Source organism: Dorea amylophila (assembly GCF_025567265.1).
In the GTDB taxonomy this organism is placed as follows: domain Bacteria; phylum Bacillota; class Clostridia; order Lachnospirales; family Lachnospiraceae; genus Dorea_A; species Dorea_A amylophila.
In genome coordinates this window covers 104,231-120,928 of sequence record NZ_JAOQJW010000007.1, presented here as the reverse complement: position 1 = coordinate 120,928, position 16,698 = coordinate 104,231, and the positions used below count along the sequence as shown (strand labels likewise).

Here is a 16,698-nt window from a genome sequence, read left to right as displayed (position 1 = left end):
AAGAATCTGCCGGAGCTGATCCATTGTGCTGCCGAGAAGATGTATAAAGACAAAAAGAGGATAAAAGAAAATACACCTTCTGCATAAATGATAGTTTGGAAATGATAGAAATGCGCAATGTATGATTACGAGGTGACGTATGAAATTACTGGTGACCGGAAATATCGGATATATTACAACAGAATTTATCGAGGAGGCTTTCCCTGAGTGTCAGATCCTTCTTCTTGGAGAGACTGAACAAAAGTCAAATCGTAATAAGAGCTTATCGGTATACCCGATGCCGAAGACGGAGGAAGAATTCAAAGACATTTTCAAGACGTATGAATTTGAGGGAGTGATTTATTTTTCTAATTATCTTACATTTCATGGGACGATGGAGGGTGAGATTGAGACTTTACGCAAGCTATTACATTACTATAAGGGGAATCTGAATTCCAGGCTTCTGTATATTACAGGACCGGATAGTTTATATGAAGATACAACAGGAAAGACGCTGATGGTCCGCTCGGCAGAAGAGTTCTGCAGGCAATACGGTGAGCTGCATCAGATCGCTGTCAAGATTCTGCGTGTGCCGTATCTTTATTCCGGTACTTATGAGGAGGATTATTTTTTCAAGCTGTTCTCAACTGTGATCAATAAGAAGCAGATTACATTTGAAGAAGCACCGGCACAGGAGATGCATTTTCTTGCTTTGAGTGATCTTGGGGATTTATTATACAAGATTTTTGATAACTGGGGAGAGGGGAGCGCCTGTCTTCAGGTTCCGCAGGTATTTCATTTTACTTTTCAACAGTTCGGGGAGAGACTGGCACAGATGTTTCCGGCTGCAAACATTACCTATTTGTCAGAGGTGCTGATCCGGGATGGGATATCTGATGACCACGTTCTGAGAAATGAATACGGTTGGTTTCCGAAGATTTCTCTTTTGGAGGAACTCACAGAAATTTATGAGGATTATTGTGAGAAAACGAACCATAAGACACGGAAGATCGATGTAGTAAAAACTTTTTTGAAAGTACATGATAAAATCGTGAAAATCGCGGAATTGCTGCTCACATTTTTTGTTTTTGAAGCACTGAACCGGGTGGCGGGAAATCAGGTGCAGTTTCAGATGATCGATCTGAGGCTTGTTTACATCGTGCTGTTCAGCAGTCTGTACGGCATTAATTACGGGCTTGCGGCAGCGGGGCTGGAAACACTTTCATTGCTGGCAGCATATACGAAAACCGGGATCGGCTGGACGACACTTTTCTACGAACCTTCGAACTGGATTCCGTTTATCTTCTATTTTGCAGTTGGCGCGATCTGTGGTTACATCCGACTGAAAAACAGAGATAATATTCAATTCATGAAAGAGGAGAATAAACTGATCCTGGATAAATTTCTGTTTATGAGAGAAATGTATCAGGAGACGCTTTCTGATAAACGGCAGTACAAGAAGCAGATTCTGGGAAGCCGTGACAGCTTTGGTAAGATTTTTGATATTACGAAAAAACTGGATATCATTCTTCCGCAGGAGCTTTTTATTGAAACTCTGCATGTGATGGAATCAGTTCTTGAGAATCATACATTTGCGATTTATTCAGTTGGAAAGAATCAGAGCTATGGACGTCTTGAGATCGCATCCCAGGGAATGACAGATGTGTTGAAAAAATCCATTTGTCTGGATGATTATCTGGAAGCGAAAGAGACGATTGTGTCCGGAAAGGTGTGGGTAAACCGGAATTTCCTGGACGGCTATCCGATGTATATGAACGGGATTCACAAAGATGGAGAGCTCGTGATGCTGATTTTCATTCAGGAAGTGGGAAATGAACAGCTTTCCCTCTATTATCTGAATCTGTTCCAGATTCTCTGCGGTCTGGTAGAAACAGCACTTTTGCGCGCATTGGAATATCAGGAGGCAATCAAGAACAGGCAGTACGTGCAGGGTACACGTATATTGAAGCAGGAGTATTTTGAAGAACGGCTGTATTCCTTCCATTCTATGAGGGAGGAGAATCGGGCATCCTATGTGCTTTTGAAGCTGGAGTATCCGAAGATGACACTGGAAGAGGCAGACACAGCGCTACAGGCTTCGGTCCGTGAAAATGATGTCAGGGGGATTTCTGAAAAAGGAGAGCTCTTCCTCATTCTTTCACAGACGGACAGAAGTTCCTTGCCGATCATTCTTGCAAGACTGGAAAATAACGGCTTCGTCTGTCATGAGATCGATACCATGGAGAATGCAAATACAGGAGAAAAATTATGATTCAGACAGTGCTTGGAGTATTCCTGATCCTGTTACATATTGTCTGCTGTGTGCTGGTCTGGCTGGGGATAAAGACACATCTGCTGAAGGTGAAAAAATATCTGATGGCACTTGTGATCTTCGTTCCTTTCTGGGGAACAGTGTGCGTGCTGCTTTTGCATTTGCAAATGCTGACCAGAAGAGACAATAGGATAGAACCGGGAGTGGAAAAGCTTCGTGTAAATGAAGAGATTTATAAAAATATTTTTCAGGCAGTTTCGGATACGGACAAAAAGATCGTTCCGTTAGAGGAAGCACTTTTGATTAACGAACCGGGAGTGCGCCGTGAACTGATCATGGATGTGTTAAATGATGATCCGGAAGAATATATGGATCTTCTGAAACAGGCCCGCATGAATGAAGATGTAGAGGTTGTCCATTATGCGATCACAGCCATGGTTGAACTTTCCAAGGAATATGATTTTCGTTTGCAGAAGATGGAGAAGCTGTATGCGGCATCACCGGACGATCCGGAGATCCTGGAGCAGTACTGTGATTTTATGGAAGAGTATCTGAATCAGGGGATTCTGGAAGCCCAGATGGAGAGAGAACAGAGAAAACGTTATATCCGTCTTTTAAGACAAAAGCTGAAGGTGAAAACGACGCTTTCCACATGTGTGCGTCTGTTCCAAAATCTGATGAAAACAGGAGATTATGTTCAGGCGGAAGAGATTCTAGGGCTGATGGATCAGAAATGGCATCGGAAAGAGGAGTTCTGGATTTTGAAGATCCGGTATCTGGCAGAACGAAAAAAGGGAGCGGAGTTGCAGCAGTGTTTAAGACAGATGAAAGAGGAGCAGATCTATCTGTCGTCTAAGAGTAAGGAGGTATTGGCTTTTTGGCTGGATTAAAATCATTGAAAACATTTCCGTTTAAAAGTATGCTGGTGATCCTGGGTGTATTTCTGATGATCGCGGTCTTCCTTTTTGCTGAACGAAGTGGAATTCAATATACTGAAAAAAACAGAAAAGTCGCATATCTCAGTCAGGAAGAAGTGGTTACGGAACAGATGGCTGCGAAATCACTGCCGAAGACCTGTCTGGTACTTCGTAACAGTGAAGATGAGGCGAGTGTGGCTGCATGGGAGCAGTTTCAACAAATTTTTAAAGATATGAAGGTTGGAACAGATGTGGTAGACCTGCAGAGTGCATCCTCTATTCCAGATTATCATGCTTATGAAACGGTTGTTGTATTACTGAGCGATGTAAGTCCGTTGAAAGAGAATCTTATGGAACTGTGTGATTGGGTGTCAGAGGGTGGGAATGTACTTTTTGCCCTGACACTTCAGAAAACAGCGTATTCATCAGTGATTGAGCAGAAGCTTGGAATCGTTTCTTCCGGATATGACAATATACGTGTAGACAGTATTTATTTTGAACCGGAATTTATGCTTGGCGGCGGACAGGCTTATGCAATCACGGATCCGTATGACTCTGCCTGGGCAGTGCAGCTGAGTGAGAATGCGAAGGTTTATGCGCGTGTTAATGAAAAAAACGGTCAGCCTGTCATTTGGGAGAACCAATATGGAAAAGGGAAGTTTGTAGTAGACAACTTTGGACTGTATGAGAAAGCGGTGCGTGGATTCTATGCGGCTTCCTACAGTCTCCTTACTGATGTGGGGGTTTATCCGGTGATCAATGGATCAGCATTTTATCTGGATGACTTTCCGTCACCGGTTCCGGAGGGAGATGGTACTTATGTGAAGCGGGACTATGGAATGAGCATTAGTGATTTCTATATGGATGTGTGGTGGCCGGATATGCAGGAGCTTGCATCTGATCACAACGTTCGCTATACCGGTGTGATTATTGAAAATTATGAGGATGCGACGGATGGAACGATTAAGAAACAGAAGGATACCAGACGTTTTCAGTATTTTGGAAATATGCTGCTTCATCAAGGTGGAGAACTCGGGTATCATGGATACAATCATCAGCCGTTGAGTCTTTCAAATGTAGATTATGGTGACGCGCTTCCGTATGATACATGGAAAAATGAGGCGGCCATGAAAAAGGCTGTAAAAGAATTGATCCATTTTGGAGAGGATACATTTCCCGGTGTATCAATGTCAGTCTATGTACCGCCGTCCAATGTATTGTCAGCAGAAGGAAGGGAGATGCTCGCGAAAGATTTCCCGGAGATCCGGACGATCGCCAGTAATTATTTCACCGGTGAGTTTGCGTATGTGCAGGAATTTGAAGTTGCAAAGGATGGGATTGTAGAACAGCCGCGTATCATCTCCGGTGCAATTATCGATAATTATATGAAGATGGCGGCACTGTCGGAATTAAATATGCATTTTGTGAACAGTCATTTTATTCATCCGGATGATCTTCTGGACGAAGACCGCGGTGCGGCGCTTGGCTGGGAAAAGATGAAGGGCAACCTCGCTGATTATATGGACTGGCTGGTGGATTCGGCACCGTCCTTGAGACAACTCACCGGTTCAGAACTATCCGGTGCGATCCAGCGTTATGGAGCGGTTACATTCACAAAGACAGTGACAGAGCGGTCTATAGAATTGAAGCTTAAAAACTTCTATGATGAAGCATATTTTATGGTGAGGATCAATGAAGGAACACCGGGTGAAGTTTCGGGAGGAAAACTTACACATCTGACAGGAAATCTCTATCTGCTTCAGGCAAAGGAACCAACAGTAACTATTGAGAAATTAGAAGATTGAAATACAAAGCGGTAACACGCGACAGATAAGGAGTTAATTGTGAGAATCTGTCTCATATTGGAGGGGTGTTATCCCTACATATTTGGAGGTGTATCCACCTGGATGCACCAGTATATCAATGAAATGAAAGAGCATGAGTTTGTTCTGTGGGTGATTGGGGCAAATGCGAAGGATAAAGGGAAATTTGTCTACGAGCTTCCGAAAAATGTTGTAGAAGTTCACGAGGTCTTTCTGGATGACGCTTTGCGGCTGAAGGATTCTGGAAAAATGCTTCATGCCTTTACAGAGGAAGAGACGAACAGCCTGAAAGAGCTGATGCTGTGTAGACGCCCGAATTGGGAAATCTTGTTTCGGCTCTATCATGACCAGAAGCTGAATCCTATGTCTTTTTTAAGAAGTGAGGAATTCCTGAATATATTGACGGAGTGCTGTATAAAAGATTATCCATATACTCCGTTTGCGGATGCATTTCACACAATGCGTTCTATGCTGCTTCCGGTCCTTTATCTAATGGGAAGTGAAGTGCCCAAGGCAGATGTCTATCATGCAATCTGTACAGGATATGGCGGACTTCTTGCATGCCTGGGCGGGCATGTTTATAAGAAGAAAGTGCTGCTGACAGAGCATGGAATATACACAAGAGAGCGTGAAGAAGAGATCATTCGTGCAAAATGGGTACAGCCGGCATTTAAAAAGCAGTGGATTTCTTTCTTCTATATGCTGTCGGATATTATTTATACGAGAGCGTTTCTAGTCTCAGCATTATTTACCAATGCCATGCATGCACAGATCCAGATGGGATGTGACAAGGGGAAATGTCGTGTCATTGAGAATGGAATCAACTATGAAAGGCTTTCCCCTATTCCATTGAAAGAGGAAGACGGATGGGTTGACATCGGTGCGATCGTGCGTCTGGCACCGATCAAGGATATCAAGACGATGATCTATGCGTTTTATGAGCTTTGCACGACAAGAGAGCATGTGCGTCTCCACATTATGGGAGGCGTCGATGATGAGGAGTATGCGCAGGAGTGCTATGCGCTGGTCGATCAGCTTCATCTGGAAAATGTGATCTTTACAGGACGAGTGGATATCATCTCTTATATGGAGAAGCTGGACTTTACAATTTTGACGAGTATATCGGAAGGACAGCCGCTGTCTGTTTTAGAATCATTTGCTGCAAGGCGGCCTTGTGTGACTACAGATGTAGGATGCTGCAGGGAACTTCTGAATGGTAACGAGGAGGATCGATACGGAAAAGCAGGATATTGTGTTCCACCGATGTATCGAGAGGGGCTCGCGCAGGCAATGGATCGTATGTGCGCTTCCAGAGCTCGGAGACTCCGCATGGGGGAGAATGCACAGAAACGAGTGAAAGCATATTATCGAAAAGAAGAAATGATTGAAAAGTACCGGAAGATGTATCAGGAGGTGGAAGAGGCAGATGGCCGGAATCGGATTTGAGTTAAAAAAGTTATTCCAGAAGCGCGGACTTGCAGCGACGGCAAAAGCGTATGGGTATGCAGGAGTGATCTGTACAGGTCCGATGCTGCTCGGTATCGTGCTGTTGGTAGGAATCGCTTTTATCTGCGATCATACCGGTGCGACGAGACATAACCGGGAACTTCTGAACTGTATGATTACTTACACACTTCTCGCTTCGTTGACCGTGACCAGTTTCTTCTCTATGGTCGTGACGAGATATATTGCGGATATGCTGTATGAAGAACGCCACGAGGCGGTGCTTTCTTCTTTCTGGGGCTCAACAGCGCTCCTGCTTGTAGTCGGCGGAATCATGTATGGGATTTTTCTTCTGTTTTCAGGAATCAATCTGATCGATCAGTTTTTGTGCCTGGAGTTTTTCGGAGAATTGATCGTCACCTGGAATGCGATGAGTTATCTGACAGCGATCAAGGATTACAAAGGGATTCTTATTTCATTTATTACAGCGGTAGCGGTATCATTGTTGGTCGGATTCCTATTGATCCTGATTGGGATTCCACATGTAGAGGCGTTGATGATCGCAGTTACGATCGGTTATGGAATCATGCTGCTTTGGGATGTGACGCTGTTGTACCGTTATTTTCCGCAGAGAGAGATCAGTGCATTTTTCTTTTTACGCTGGGTGGATCAGTTCCTTCCGCTTGCGTTTACAGGCTTGTTCACAAACATCGGACTATTTGCACATCTTGTTATCATGTGGTGCGGACCGATCCGTGTACATGTTCAGGGATTATTTTATGGTGCACCGTATCATGATGTACCTGCGATGATCGCCTATTTGACGATTCTTATTACAACCGTTAATTTCGTTGTATCTGTGGAAGTGAATTTCTATCCGAAATATCGGAATTATTATAGTTTGTTTAATGACAAGGGAGAAATCAAGGATATCCTGCAGGCGGGAAATGAGATGAGAAAGGTCTTAAACATGGAGCTGAAATATACGGCGTTAAAGCAGCTACTTACAACGGCACTGGCTATTTCGATCGGACAGCTGCTTTTGACATATCTTCCGCTTGGATTTAATGATCTTATGGAAGGATATTTTAGGACACTCTGTGTCGGCTATGGACTCTATGCAATTGCTAACACAATGATGTTGATCTTACTTTATTTTACAGATTACAAGGGAGCATTATTTGCAACAGGAATGTTCGCCGCATGTACGACGACATTTACCTGTGTGTCTTTATTCTTCCCACAGGTGTATTATGGGTTTGGATTTTTACTGGGAAGTGCAGTGTTCTTTTTGATCTGTACACTGCGTCTTGGATATTTTATAAAAAAACTTCCGTATTATATTTTGAGTGTACAGCCGATTGTGGCAGAGGATAAAACAGGTTTCTTCACACGGCTTGGATGCTTTTTGGAAGAGAAAATAGAGAGGGGAGATAAGCTTGAAAAAATATAAATTACTTGCGTTGGGATGTGCCCTTTTATTAGGAATGTCCTGTTGCCTGACGGGATGTACCACCCCGGAGAAAACAGGGGATACTTCAAAGAAACAGACAGAACAACAGGAAGAGATAAAAAAGGCAGAGACACAGGATATCAACGACGTTCACCTCAGGGATAAGGATAGGCTCTATGAAAATGATGACGAGACAAGTGTTGTGACGATGTATCTCACCGTTTCCCGCGGAAATTCTTCAGAGGGTACGGATCACACCTGGAAGGAGATCAACAGTTATTCGGCCTATGATTATGACAAGATGGGAGTAGACCGTTACCAGACAGCGGCGCTTCTTCAGGTTGGTGATGAGTCAGGTCCGCAGAGCGGGGAGGTTGGATATGGTGAAAATGTGCCGAATGCTACCGTGCAGATCAGAGGACAGACATCGAGCCGTAATTCGCAGAAAAACTATAAGATTGAGCTGAAGAAGAATAAGGGAACTTGGCGTGGACAGCGCACGATCAATCTGAATAAACATCAGACAGATGGAATGCGTTTCCGTAATAAGCTGTCCTACGATCTTCTGAAAGGGATACCGCAGCTGATGTCACTTAGAACCCAGTTCGTACATTTATATGTAAGAGATCTTACTGAAGGAAACAGCGCAGAGTTTCAGGATTATGGATTGTACACACAGGTAGAACAGCTGAACAAGACAGGAATGGAGAATCACGGAATGGATTCGAAAGGACAGTTATATAAGATCAATTCGTTTGATTTTTTCCGTTATGAAGATGTAATAAAAAAAGAAGACGATCCGACCTATGACCAGAAAGCCTTTGAAAAGCTCCTGGAGATCAAAGGAAATTCAGATCATACGAAACTGATTCAAATGCTGACAGATCTGAATGATATTTCTCAACCGATTGCGGATATCCTGAATCAATATTTTGACAGAGAAAATCTGACGTACTGGATGGCGTATCAGATACTGACCGGAAATGTAGATACACAGAATCGTAATACATATTTATATAGTCCACAGAATTCGGACACATGGTATCTGATCGCGTGGGATAATGACGGCTCTTTCATGAGAACCGAATACAACATTCAGAATCGTTTCGATCAGGGAAGTTGGGAATGTGGAGTCAGCAATTACTGGGGAAATGTTCTTTTTCAAAGATGTCTGCAGTCCGAGGATTTCCGTGAGGAACTTGACGCGGCGATCCAGGATCTGAGATCCTATCTCAGTGTGGATCGGATCAGTAGTATGATAGAGGAATATCGTACAGTTACTCAGAAGTATTTAAATCAGATGCCGGACCAGATGTATGCACCGTTGACTGAAGCGAAGTATGAAACAATTGCATCGGCAATCCCTTCAGAGGTAGAACAAAATTATAAACTTTATAAGGAGAGCCTGGAAAAGCCAATGCCGTTTTATATCGGAAAACCGGTGATCAAGGGAAATATTTTGAAGTTCAACTGGGACGCATCGTATGACTTTGATGCAGAGACGATCACTTACACAGTTGAACTGGCAAAAGATTATAAGTTTAATGAGATTGTATTTCGTAAGGATAATATTCAAATTCCGGAAGCGGAGACTACAGTTCCGGCAGATGGTCAGTATTTTGTGCGTATCCGTGCGACAAATACATCTGGACAGACGCAGGATGCTTTTGATTATTATGTAACAGACGCTGGAAAGAATTATGGTATGAAATGTTTCTACATTACAGGCGGCCAAAATGTTGAGGAAGATATTTATGAGGAATGATTTATCAAAAGAACGCTTCCGTAATGAATGGAAATATCTGATCAGTACCAGTGAGAAAGAATTGCTGGAGCTGAGGATGAAGCATTTGCTGAAAAAGGATCCAAATGCAAAGGGAAATGGCTACATGATCCGCAGTCTCTATTTTGATGATTATTTCAACAGTGCCTATGCGGAAAAGGAGTCAGGTGTTCTGATGCGTAAAAAATACCGAATCCGTATATATGACTGTAGTGACCGTTCGATCAAGCTGGAGCGGAAGAAGAAATTCGGAAGTTATATTTATAAAGAAAGTGCTCCGCTGACAAAGGAAGAATTCTATAAGATCCTTGATGGAGATTATAAATTTTTGTTAAGCAGTCCGTATTCATTGTGCAGAGAATTTTATGTGGAATGTGTCAGCAATCTCATGCGTCCATGCACGATCGTTGACTATGACCGTGTACCGTGGATCATGGATGAGGGGACAGTCAGGATTACATTTGACAGTGATGTGAGGGCTGCGGTCGGAAGTTATGACATCTTTGATCCGTCCCTTCCGACACTTCCGGTGCTTGAACCGGGAAAACTGGTTATGGAAGTGAAATTCACAGAGATGCTTCCACAGATCGTGCGTGACTTGCTTCCACCAAATGCACAAGAATTCACAGCAGTATCAAAATATGTACTTTGTTATGAAAAATCGCAGTATTTGCATGGATTTGAATATTGGAATGAAACACAGGAGAGAAAACTATTATGAGTATACAAGATATGATTAAGAAGTCGGTGCTGGAATCCGGCGTATTTGACAGCTTTAATGCACCGAAGATGGCAATTTCGCTGATCGTGGCGTTGCTTCTCGGAGCAGTGATCTATATGGTTTACAGCAAGTTTTATGTAGGGGTGATCTTCTCTCGGAGCTTTGCAGTTACGTTGGTCGGCATGACACTTCTCACTTGCATGGTTACTCTGGCAATCAGTACGAATATCGTGATTTCCCTTGGTATGGTCGGTGCATTGTCTATCGTACGTTTCCGTACGGCGGTGAAGGATCCGATGGATCTGCTCTATCTTTTCTGGGCAATCACGACAGGTATCACGACTGGAGCGGGAATGTATCCGTTGGCACTGATTGCAGCAGCGGTTATGATCATTATGATTTATCTGTTTTATCATAAGCAGCAGAAAGGCAGAATCTATATCGCCGTGATCCATTATCAGGGAGATGAAGCCGGTGATGAGATCATCCGCAGCTTTGGCAGAATGAAATACTTCATAAAGTCAAAGACGATGCGTGGGGAGAAAACAGAGATGGCAGTTGAGGTATTCTGTCGGCAGAATGATCTCGATTTCACAGAGAAGATCCGGAAGATCACAAATGTAGAAGATATTACATTGATCCAGTATAATGGAGAGTATCACGGATAAAATGAAAAGACTATAACTGGTTGATTCATTAAGAATATATATTCCCTTTCGTGGACAGAATGGATGGAAGTGCAATCCGGTCACTGAAACATCCAGATGCTGAGACGATCCCGATTGTTGCCATGACTGCCAATGCTTTTGAGGAAGATAGAAAAAAGGCATTTGAAAAAGGAATGAACGGACATATTGCAAAGCCTGTTGATGCAGAAAAGGTTAAGAAAACCATTCTTTCAGCTATACGATGAGATGAAGGGAATGAGGAGAAATAAGAGATGAACGGAGAGGCTCATCTCTTATTTCTTTTTAGGTAGCAGGATTCAAGTTGATTGATGAGTGCATACAAACACATGGCAAACAGGCAGAGAAGACAGATGCTCATGAGGAGCCAATCCATTTTGAACACCTGACTGGAATAAATAATCAGATACCCCAGCCCTTCTTTCGCAGCAAGAAATTCCCCAATGATCACCCCGACCAGACACAATCCGATATTTACCTTCATATTGCTGATGATCGCTGGAATCGAACTTGGAAGCACAACTTTAGTCAGTACCTGATGCCGTTTCCCGCCAAGTGTATAGATCAGCGTCATCTTTCCCGGGTCCGCGGACATAAAACTGGTATACAGATTCAGGATGCTTCCGAAGATAGCCACCGACATACCGGCAACAATGATGGTGGTACGTGTGGCACCGAGCCATACGATGAGAAGCGGGGCCAGGGCGGATTTTGGCAGACTGTTTAGAACAACCAGATACGGCTCCAGGATCTCTGAAAGCTTCTTACTGAACCACAGAAGCACCGCCGTCAGGATACTGAAGACGATAACCAGAAGGAAACTTACGATCGTCTCATATAAGGTGACGCCAAGGTGCAGGAAGATGCTGCGGTCTGCGACCATGTCGAGAAAACACCGGGCAATCTTAGAAGGACTGCTAAAGATAAATGAATCGATGATTTGATGTGAGGCGGTCAGTTCCCAGACAGACAGGAAGGCAACCAGAAGGAGAACCCGGGCAGCAGCTATGAACTTTTTGTGCAGCCGGTACTTTGATAAAAAGGTTCTTTGCGCTGTAGAAGATGAGGCGGCGGTAGAGATGGCACTTGCATTGGAAGTGATATTTGTGCCAGAGGCAGCAGGAATCTCAGTCTTTGACATTCGGTTCATCTTCATTTAACTCCTTCCATATCAGATTAAAATAATTCTTGAATTCCGGCGCACTTCTGCGGTTCAACGGAGTATCGTGCTCCAGATGGAACAGCAGAGGAATCGTTTGTTTGATTGTTGCAGGACGATTAGAAAGGACAATGACACGGTCGGCAAGTGAGATCGCTTCCGACAGGTCGTGCGTGACCAGAAGTGCAGATTTTCCTTCATTCCGGATGATCTGCCCGATGTCATCGCCAACCTGAAGCCTGGTCTGATAGTCCAGGGCGGAAAAAGGTTCATCCAGAAGAAGAAGCTCTGGCTCCAGGACGAGTGTGCGGATCAGGGCAGCACGCTGCCGCATCCCGCCGGACAACTCCGAAGGCCTTGCATTCTTAAAGTCACCGAGTCCATAGATGTCAAGAAGCTCATGTGCCCGTTGCTTCGTACGCGCTGTCAGTGCGTGCTGGACTTCCAGCCCAAGGATTACGTTATTATAAATCGTGCGCCATTCAAAGAGTTCATCGTGCTGCAACATATAGCCGACATTTGTCGTGCTCTCTTTCAAAGGCTTTCCGTTGATCTTAATCTGCCCCTCTGTACAAGGCAGCAGTCCGCAGATCAGCGAAAGCAGTGTGGATTTGCCACACCCGGAGGGTCCCACAATGGCGGCAAATTCGCCCTTTTTCAATGAAAATGAGATATCAGACAGAGCCAGGGTCTCCCCTTGCAGAGTATGATACGTGTAAGAAATGTGCTGTAGATTTAATATCTGTTCCCGAACCGGTTCCATAGAAGACCTCCTACAAGCGAAAAATAACCTATATAAGTAAGATATGCCGCAGACAGAAAACAGGTGAATAAATGTGGTGTGTGTGGTAAAATGCTGATATGGAAATGCTAGAAAGACATTAACACACCAGGAGAGGTCATTACATGTTACAAAAAATAAATTATCAAAAAGAACTGGATAGATTAATCACGGATCTGCAAAAAGAAGAAAAAGTCCCGACGCTTCTGCTTCACAGCTGCTGCGCCCCGTGCAGCAGTTATGTGCTGGAATACTTAAGCAATTACTTCAAGATCACGGTACTTTATTACAACCCGAACATTTACCCGGAGAGTGAATACAGCAAGCGCATCATCGAACAGCAGACACTGATCGGGGCGATGCATACGAAATATCCGGTGCAGTTCATTGCGGGCAGCTATGAGAAAGAGAAATTCTATGCGATGGCAAAAGGACTGGAAGAAGTAAAAGAAGGCGGCGTGCGCTGCTTCAAATGCTATGAACTCCGCTTAAGAGAGGCCGCAGAGATTGCAAAAGCCGGAGGATATGAGTACTTCACGACGACGCTCAGCATCAGCCCGCTTAAGAATGCAGCAAAATTGAATGAGATTGGATTAAAACTTGCAGAAGAGTATGGCGTGGCATATCTGACGTCAGATTTCAAAAAGAAGAACGGATATAAGCGGTCCGTAGAATTATCCGCACAGTACGGGCTTTACCGGCAGGATTACTGTGGCTGTGAATTCTCCATGCGTCAGCGTCTGGAAGAACAGCAGGCGGAAAAAAACAGTGAAAATGCATAAATCAAATTAGAAAATTGCATGGATTAAGAAAAAAATCACGTTTCAGGGTGAATAAATATGTAAATTTCTGTAATAATATTTGCTTTTACGCGGAAATGTGTTAAAATCGGAAACAGTAAACTTAAAAATGAAAGGAAGAAATCCATATGGCACAGTTATGGGGAGGCCGTTTCACAAAAGAAACAGACCAGTTAGTATATAATTTCAACGCTTCCATTACATTTGACAAGAGATTCTATAAGCAGGATATCAAAGGCAGTCTTGCACATGTAGCAATGCTTGCAAAGCAGGGAATCTTAACGGAAGAAGAAAAAGAACAGATCACAGACGGACTGAATGGCATCCTGGAAGATGTAGAATCCGGGAAATTAGAGATATCAGATAAATATGAAGACATCCACAGCTTTGTGGAAGCAACACTGATTGACCGCATCGGCGATCCGGGAAAGAAGCTTCACACCGGACGGAGCAGAAATGACCAGGTTGCATTAGATATGAAACTTTTCACCAGAGACGAGATCCATGAGATCGATGCCCAGGTAAAGGAACTTCTGGAAGTGATCCTTCACGTGATGGAGGAAAATGTCGAGACATACATGCCTGGATTCACACACCTTCAGAAAGCGCAGCCAATCACACTGGCCCACCACATGGGAGCATATTTTGAAATGTTCCGCAGAGACCACGAGAGACTGCAGGACATCGCAAAGCGTATGAATACCTGTCCGCTCGGTTCCGGAGCACTTGCGGGGACAACCTATCCGCTGGACCGTGAGTACACAGCCGAATTACTTGGATTCGACGGACCGACACTGAACAGCATGGACGGGGTGTCTGACAGAGATTACTTATTAGAACTGTTATCTGCACTCAGCATCATCATGATGCACCTGAGCAGATTCTGTGAGGAAGTCATCATCTGGAATTCGAATGAATACCAGTTCGTGGAGATCGATGACGCATACAGCACCGGAAGCAGTATCATGCCGCAGAAGAAGAACCCGGATATCGCAGAACTCGTAAGAGGTAAGACAGGACGCGTATATGGTGCATTAAATGCACTGCTTACAACGATGAAAGGTATTCCTCTTGCATACAATAAAGACATGCAGGAAGATAAAGAATGGGCATTCGATGCCATGGATACCGCAAAGGGATGCATCACATTATTTGCCGGTATGTTAAAGACCATGCAGTTCAACAAAGATCGCATGGAAGAAAGTGCAAAACACGGATTCACCAACGCAACAGATGCAGCAGACTATCTGGTAAATCACGGTGTACCATTCAGAGATGCACATGGCATCGTAGGAAAACTAGTGCTGACCTGTATCGAGAAGAAGATCCCGTTAGATGCACTTCCGCTGGAAGAGTACAAGAAGATCTCACCGGTATTTGAAGAAGACATATATGAAGCAATTGATCTTGAGACATGTGTGAATAAGCGTATCACGATCGGAGCACCGGGAAAGGATGCGATGGAGAAGTCGATCGCAGCTTATAAGAAATATATGGCTGAATAAAAAACAAAAGAAAGGGAGAGAAAGAAGATGGAGAAGAAATTAAGAGTAGGTATTTTAGGAGCAACAGGAATGGTTGGACAGCGTTTTATCTCATTGCTTGAAAATCACCCTTGGTTCGAAGTAGTAACAGTAGCAGCAAGCCCGCGTTCAGCAGGAAAGACATACGAAGAGGCAGTCGGCGGACGTTGGAAAATGGATACACCAATGCCGGAAGGCGTTAAGAAACTGATCGTAAAGAATGTAAATGAAGTAGAAGAAGTATCTTCTACCGTAGATTTCGTATTCAGTGCCGTAGATATGACAAAAGACGAGATCAAAGCAATCGAAGAAGCATATGCAAAGACAGAGACACCGGTTGTATCAAACAACAGCGCACACCGTTGGACAAAAGATGTACCGATGGTAGTACCTGAGATCAACGCAGCGCACTTCGACCTGATCAAGACTCAGAAAGAGCGTCTCGGAACAACACGCGGATTCATCGCAGTAAAACCAAACTGCTCAATCCAGAGCTACACACCTGCACTTGCAGCATGGAAAGAATTCGGACCAAAAGAAGTTGTTGTTACAACATATCAGGCAATCTCCGGAGCAGGTAAGACATTCAAAGACTGGCCGGAAATGATCGAGAACATCATCCCGTACATTGGCGGAGAAGAAGAAAAGAGTGAGAAAGAACCTCTGCGTGTACTCGGAACACTGGAAAATGGTGAAATTAAACTTGCAGAAGAGCCAAAGATCACATGCCAGTGCTTAAGAGTACCTGTACTGAATGGACATACAGCAGCTGTATTCATCAACTTCGAGAAGAAGCCAACCAAAGAACAGCTGATCGAGAAACTGGAAAGCTTCAAGGGATTCCCACAGGAAGCAGAACTTCCAAGTGCTCCAAAGCAGTTCATCCAGTACCTGTCAGAAGACGACAGACCGCAGGTAAAAGCAGATGTTAACTACGAAAACGGAATGGGTGTATCTATCGGACGTCTGAGAGAAGACAGCATGTATGACTACAAATTCATCGGACTGTCACACAATACTGTCCGTGGTGCAGCAGGCGGAGCTGTGCTTTGTGCCGAAGCACTTACTGCTAAGGGATATATCCAGGCGAAGTAGCCAGGGGGACGGGAAATCCGGCTTTTTTAGTGTCCCTGGTGGTACACTCACCTGCTTAGCATTCATAAGGCGAAGACATAAAAAGGCAAAAACATAAAAAAGATGAAAGCATAAAATATAAAAAGGCGGGAACTGCAACATGTAAAAAGGCGCAGTTCCCGCCCTTTTTATACGTTATATCTCCAGAAAAGAAGCCGGTCCCGCCTGCCGATACAAAATCCGATCACAAGTCTGAACACGATACATCTCAGTGTTGAGAATAA

The 16,698-nt window shown here is 44.0% G+C and carries 14 protein-coding genes; 12 read left to right on the top strand and 2 right to left on the bottom strand.

Going from position 1 to position 16,698, the window contains the following annotated elements:
• Positions 1-139 precede the first annotated feature (139 nt).
• The 9 genes from OCV72_RS05980 to OCV72_RS05940 are packed head-to-tail and all read left to right on the top strand — an operon-like array spanning position 140 to position 11,304.
• Positions 140-2,251 (top strand): NAD-dependent epimerase/dehydratase family protein, encoded by a 2,112-nt coding sequence (locus OCV72_RS05980; protein ID WP_055282637.1) that lies wholly within the window; start codon positions 140-142, stop codon positions 2,249-2,251.
• Positions 2,248-3,141 carry a hypothetical protein gene (locus OCV72_RS05975; protein WP_055282635.1) on the top strand — a complete coding sequence of 298 codons (894 nt, stop codon included), beginning with the start codon at positions 2,248-2,250 and terminating at the stop codon, positions 3,139-3,141. The genes OCV72_RS05980 and OCV72_RS05975 overlap by 4 nt, the downstream gene beginning before the upstream one ends.
• The gene (locus OCV72_RS05970; RefSeq protein WP_242859226.1) at positions 3,129-4,973 is read left to right on the top strand and encodes a DUF2194 domain-containing protein; all 1,845 of its coding nucleotides are present in this window, start codon (positions 3,129-3,131) and stop codon (positions 4,971-4,973) included. The genes OCV72_RS05975 and OCV72_RS05970 overlap by 13 nt, the downstream gene beginning before the upstream one ends.
• Positions 4,974-5,012: 39 nt before the next feature.
• Positions 5,013-6,437, top strand: coding sequence for a GT4 family glycosyltransferase PelF (gene pelF, locus OCV72_RS05965; protein WP_055282633.1), 1,425 nt, complete (start codon positions 5,013-5,015; stop codon positions 6,435-6,437).
• Positions 6,418-7,887, top strand: coding sequence for an exopolysaccharide Pel transporter PelG (gene pelG / locus OCV72_RS05960; RefSeq protein WP_055282631.1), 1,470 nt, complete (start codon positions 6,418-6,420; stop codon positions 7,885-7,887). Before pelF ends, pelG begins: the two co-directional genes overlap by 20 nt.
• Positions 7,874-9,652: a CotH kinase family protein gene (locus OCV72_RS05955; protein WP_055282630.1), complete on the top strand. Its 1,779-nt coding sequence runs from the start codon at positions 7,874-7,876 to the stop codon at positions 9,650-9,652. The genes pelG and OCV72_RS05955 overlap by 14 nt, the downstream gene beginning before the upstream one ends.
• A complete protein-coding gene (locus OCV72_RS05950; protein ID WP_155515211.1) occupies positions 9,642-10,391 on the top strand; it encodes a polyphosphate polymerase domain-containing protein in 750 nt (249 codons plus the stop codon). The genes OCV72_RS05955 and OCV72_RS05950 overlap by 11 nt, the downstream gene beginning before the upstream one ends.
• Complete coding sequence (locus OCV72_RS05945) at positions 10,388-11,059, top strand: DUF4956 domain-containing protein (protein ID WP_055282628.1); 672 nt, start codon at positions 10,388-10,390, stop codon at positions 11,057-11,059. The genes OCV72_RS05950 and OCV72_RS05945 overlap by 4 nt, the downstream gene beginning before the upstream one ends.
• Before the next feature lie 59 nt (positions 11,060-11,118).
• Positions 11,119-11,304 carry a response regulator gene (locus OCV72_RS05940; RefSeq protein WP_055282626.1) on the top strand — a complete coding sequence of 62 codons (186 nt, stop codon included), beginning with the start codon at positions 11,119-11,121 and terminating at the stop codon, positions 11,302-11,304.
• 41 nt (positions 11,305-11,345) lie between these two features.
• Here OCV72_RS05940 and OCV72_RS05935 read toward each other — a convergent pair whose 3' ends face one another.
• Together OCV72_RS05935 and OCV72_RS05930 are read right to left on the bottom strand one after the other, a co-directional pair.
• The gene (locus tag OCV72_RS05935) at positions 11,346-12,233 is read right to left on the bottom strand and encodes an ABC transporter permease (protein WP_242859224.1); all 888 of its coding nucleotides are present in this window, start codon (positions 12,231-12,233) and stop codon (positions 11,346-11,348) included.
• Positions 12,205-12,999, bottom strand: a complete 795-nt coding sequence (locus OCV72_RS05930) for an ABC transporter ATP-binding protein (RefSeq protein WP_028087695.1) — start codon at positions 12,997-12,999, stop codon at positions 12,205-12,207. Before OCV72_RS05930 ends, OCV72_RS05935 begins: the two co-directional genes overlap by 29 nt.
• 143 nt (positions 13,000-13,142) lie before the next feature.
• On the opposite strand from OCV72_RS05930, the gene OCV72_RS05925 reads away from it, so the two are divergent.
• From OCV72_RS05925 to asd, 3 genes are all read left to right on the top strand, one after another.
• A complete protein-coding gene (locus OCV72_RS05925) occupies positions 13,143-13,799 on the top strand; it encodes an epoxyqueuosine reductase QueH (protein ID WP_055282624.1) in 657 nt (218 codons plus the stop codon).
• Positions 13,800-13,945: 146 nt separating this feature from the next.
• Positions 13,946-15,322 carry an argininosuccinate lyase gene (gene argH, locus OCV72_RS05920; protein ID WP_055282623.1) on the top strand — a complete coding sequence of 459 codons (1,377 nt, stop codon included), beginning with the start codon at positions 13,946-13,948 and terminating at the stop codon, positions 15,320-15,322.
• 27 nt (positions 15,323-15,349) lie between these two features.
• Positions 15,350-16,435 carry an aspartate-semialdehyde dehydrogenase gene (gene asd / locus OCV72_RS05915; protein ID WP_055282621.1) on the top strand — a complete coding sequence of 362 codons (1,086 nt, stop codon included), beginning with the start codon at positions 15,350-15,352 and terminating at the stop codon, positions 16,433-16,435.
• The last annotated feature ends 263 nt before the right edge of the window (positions 16,436-16,698 follow it).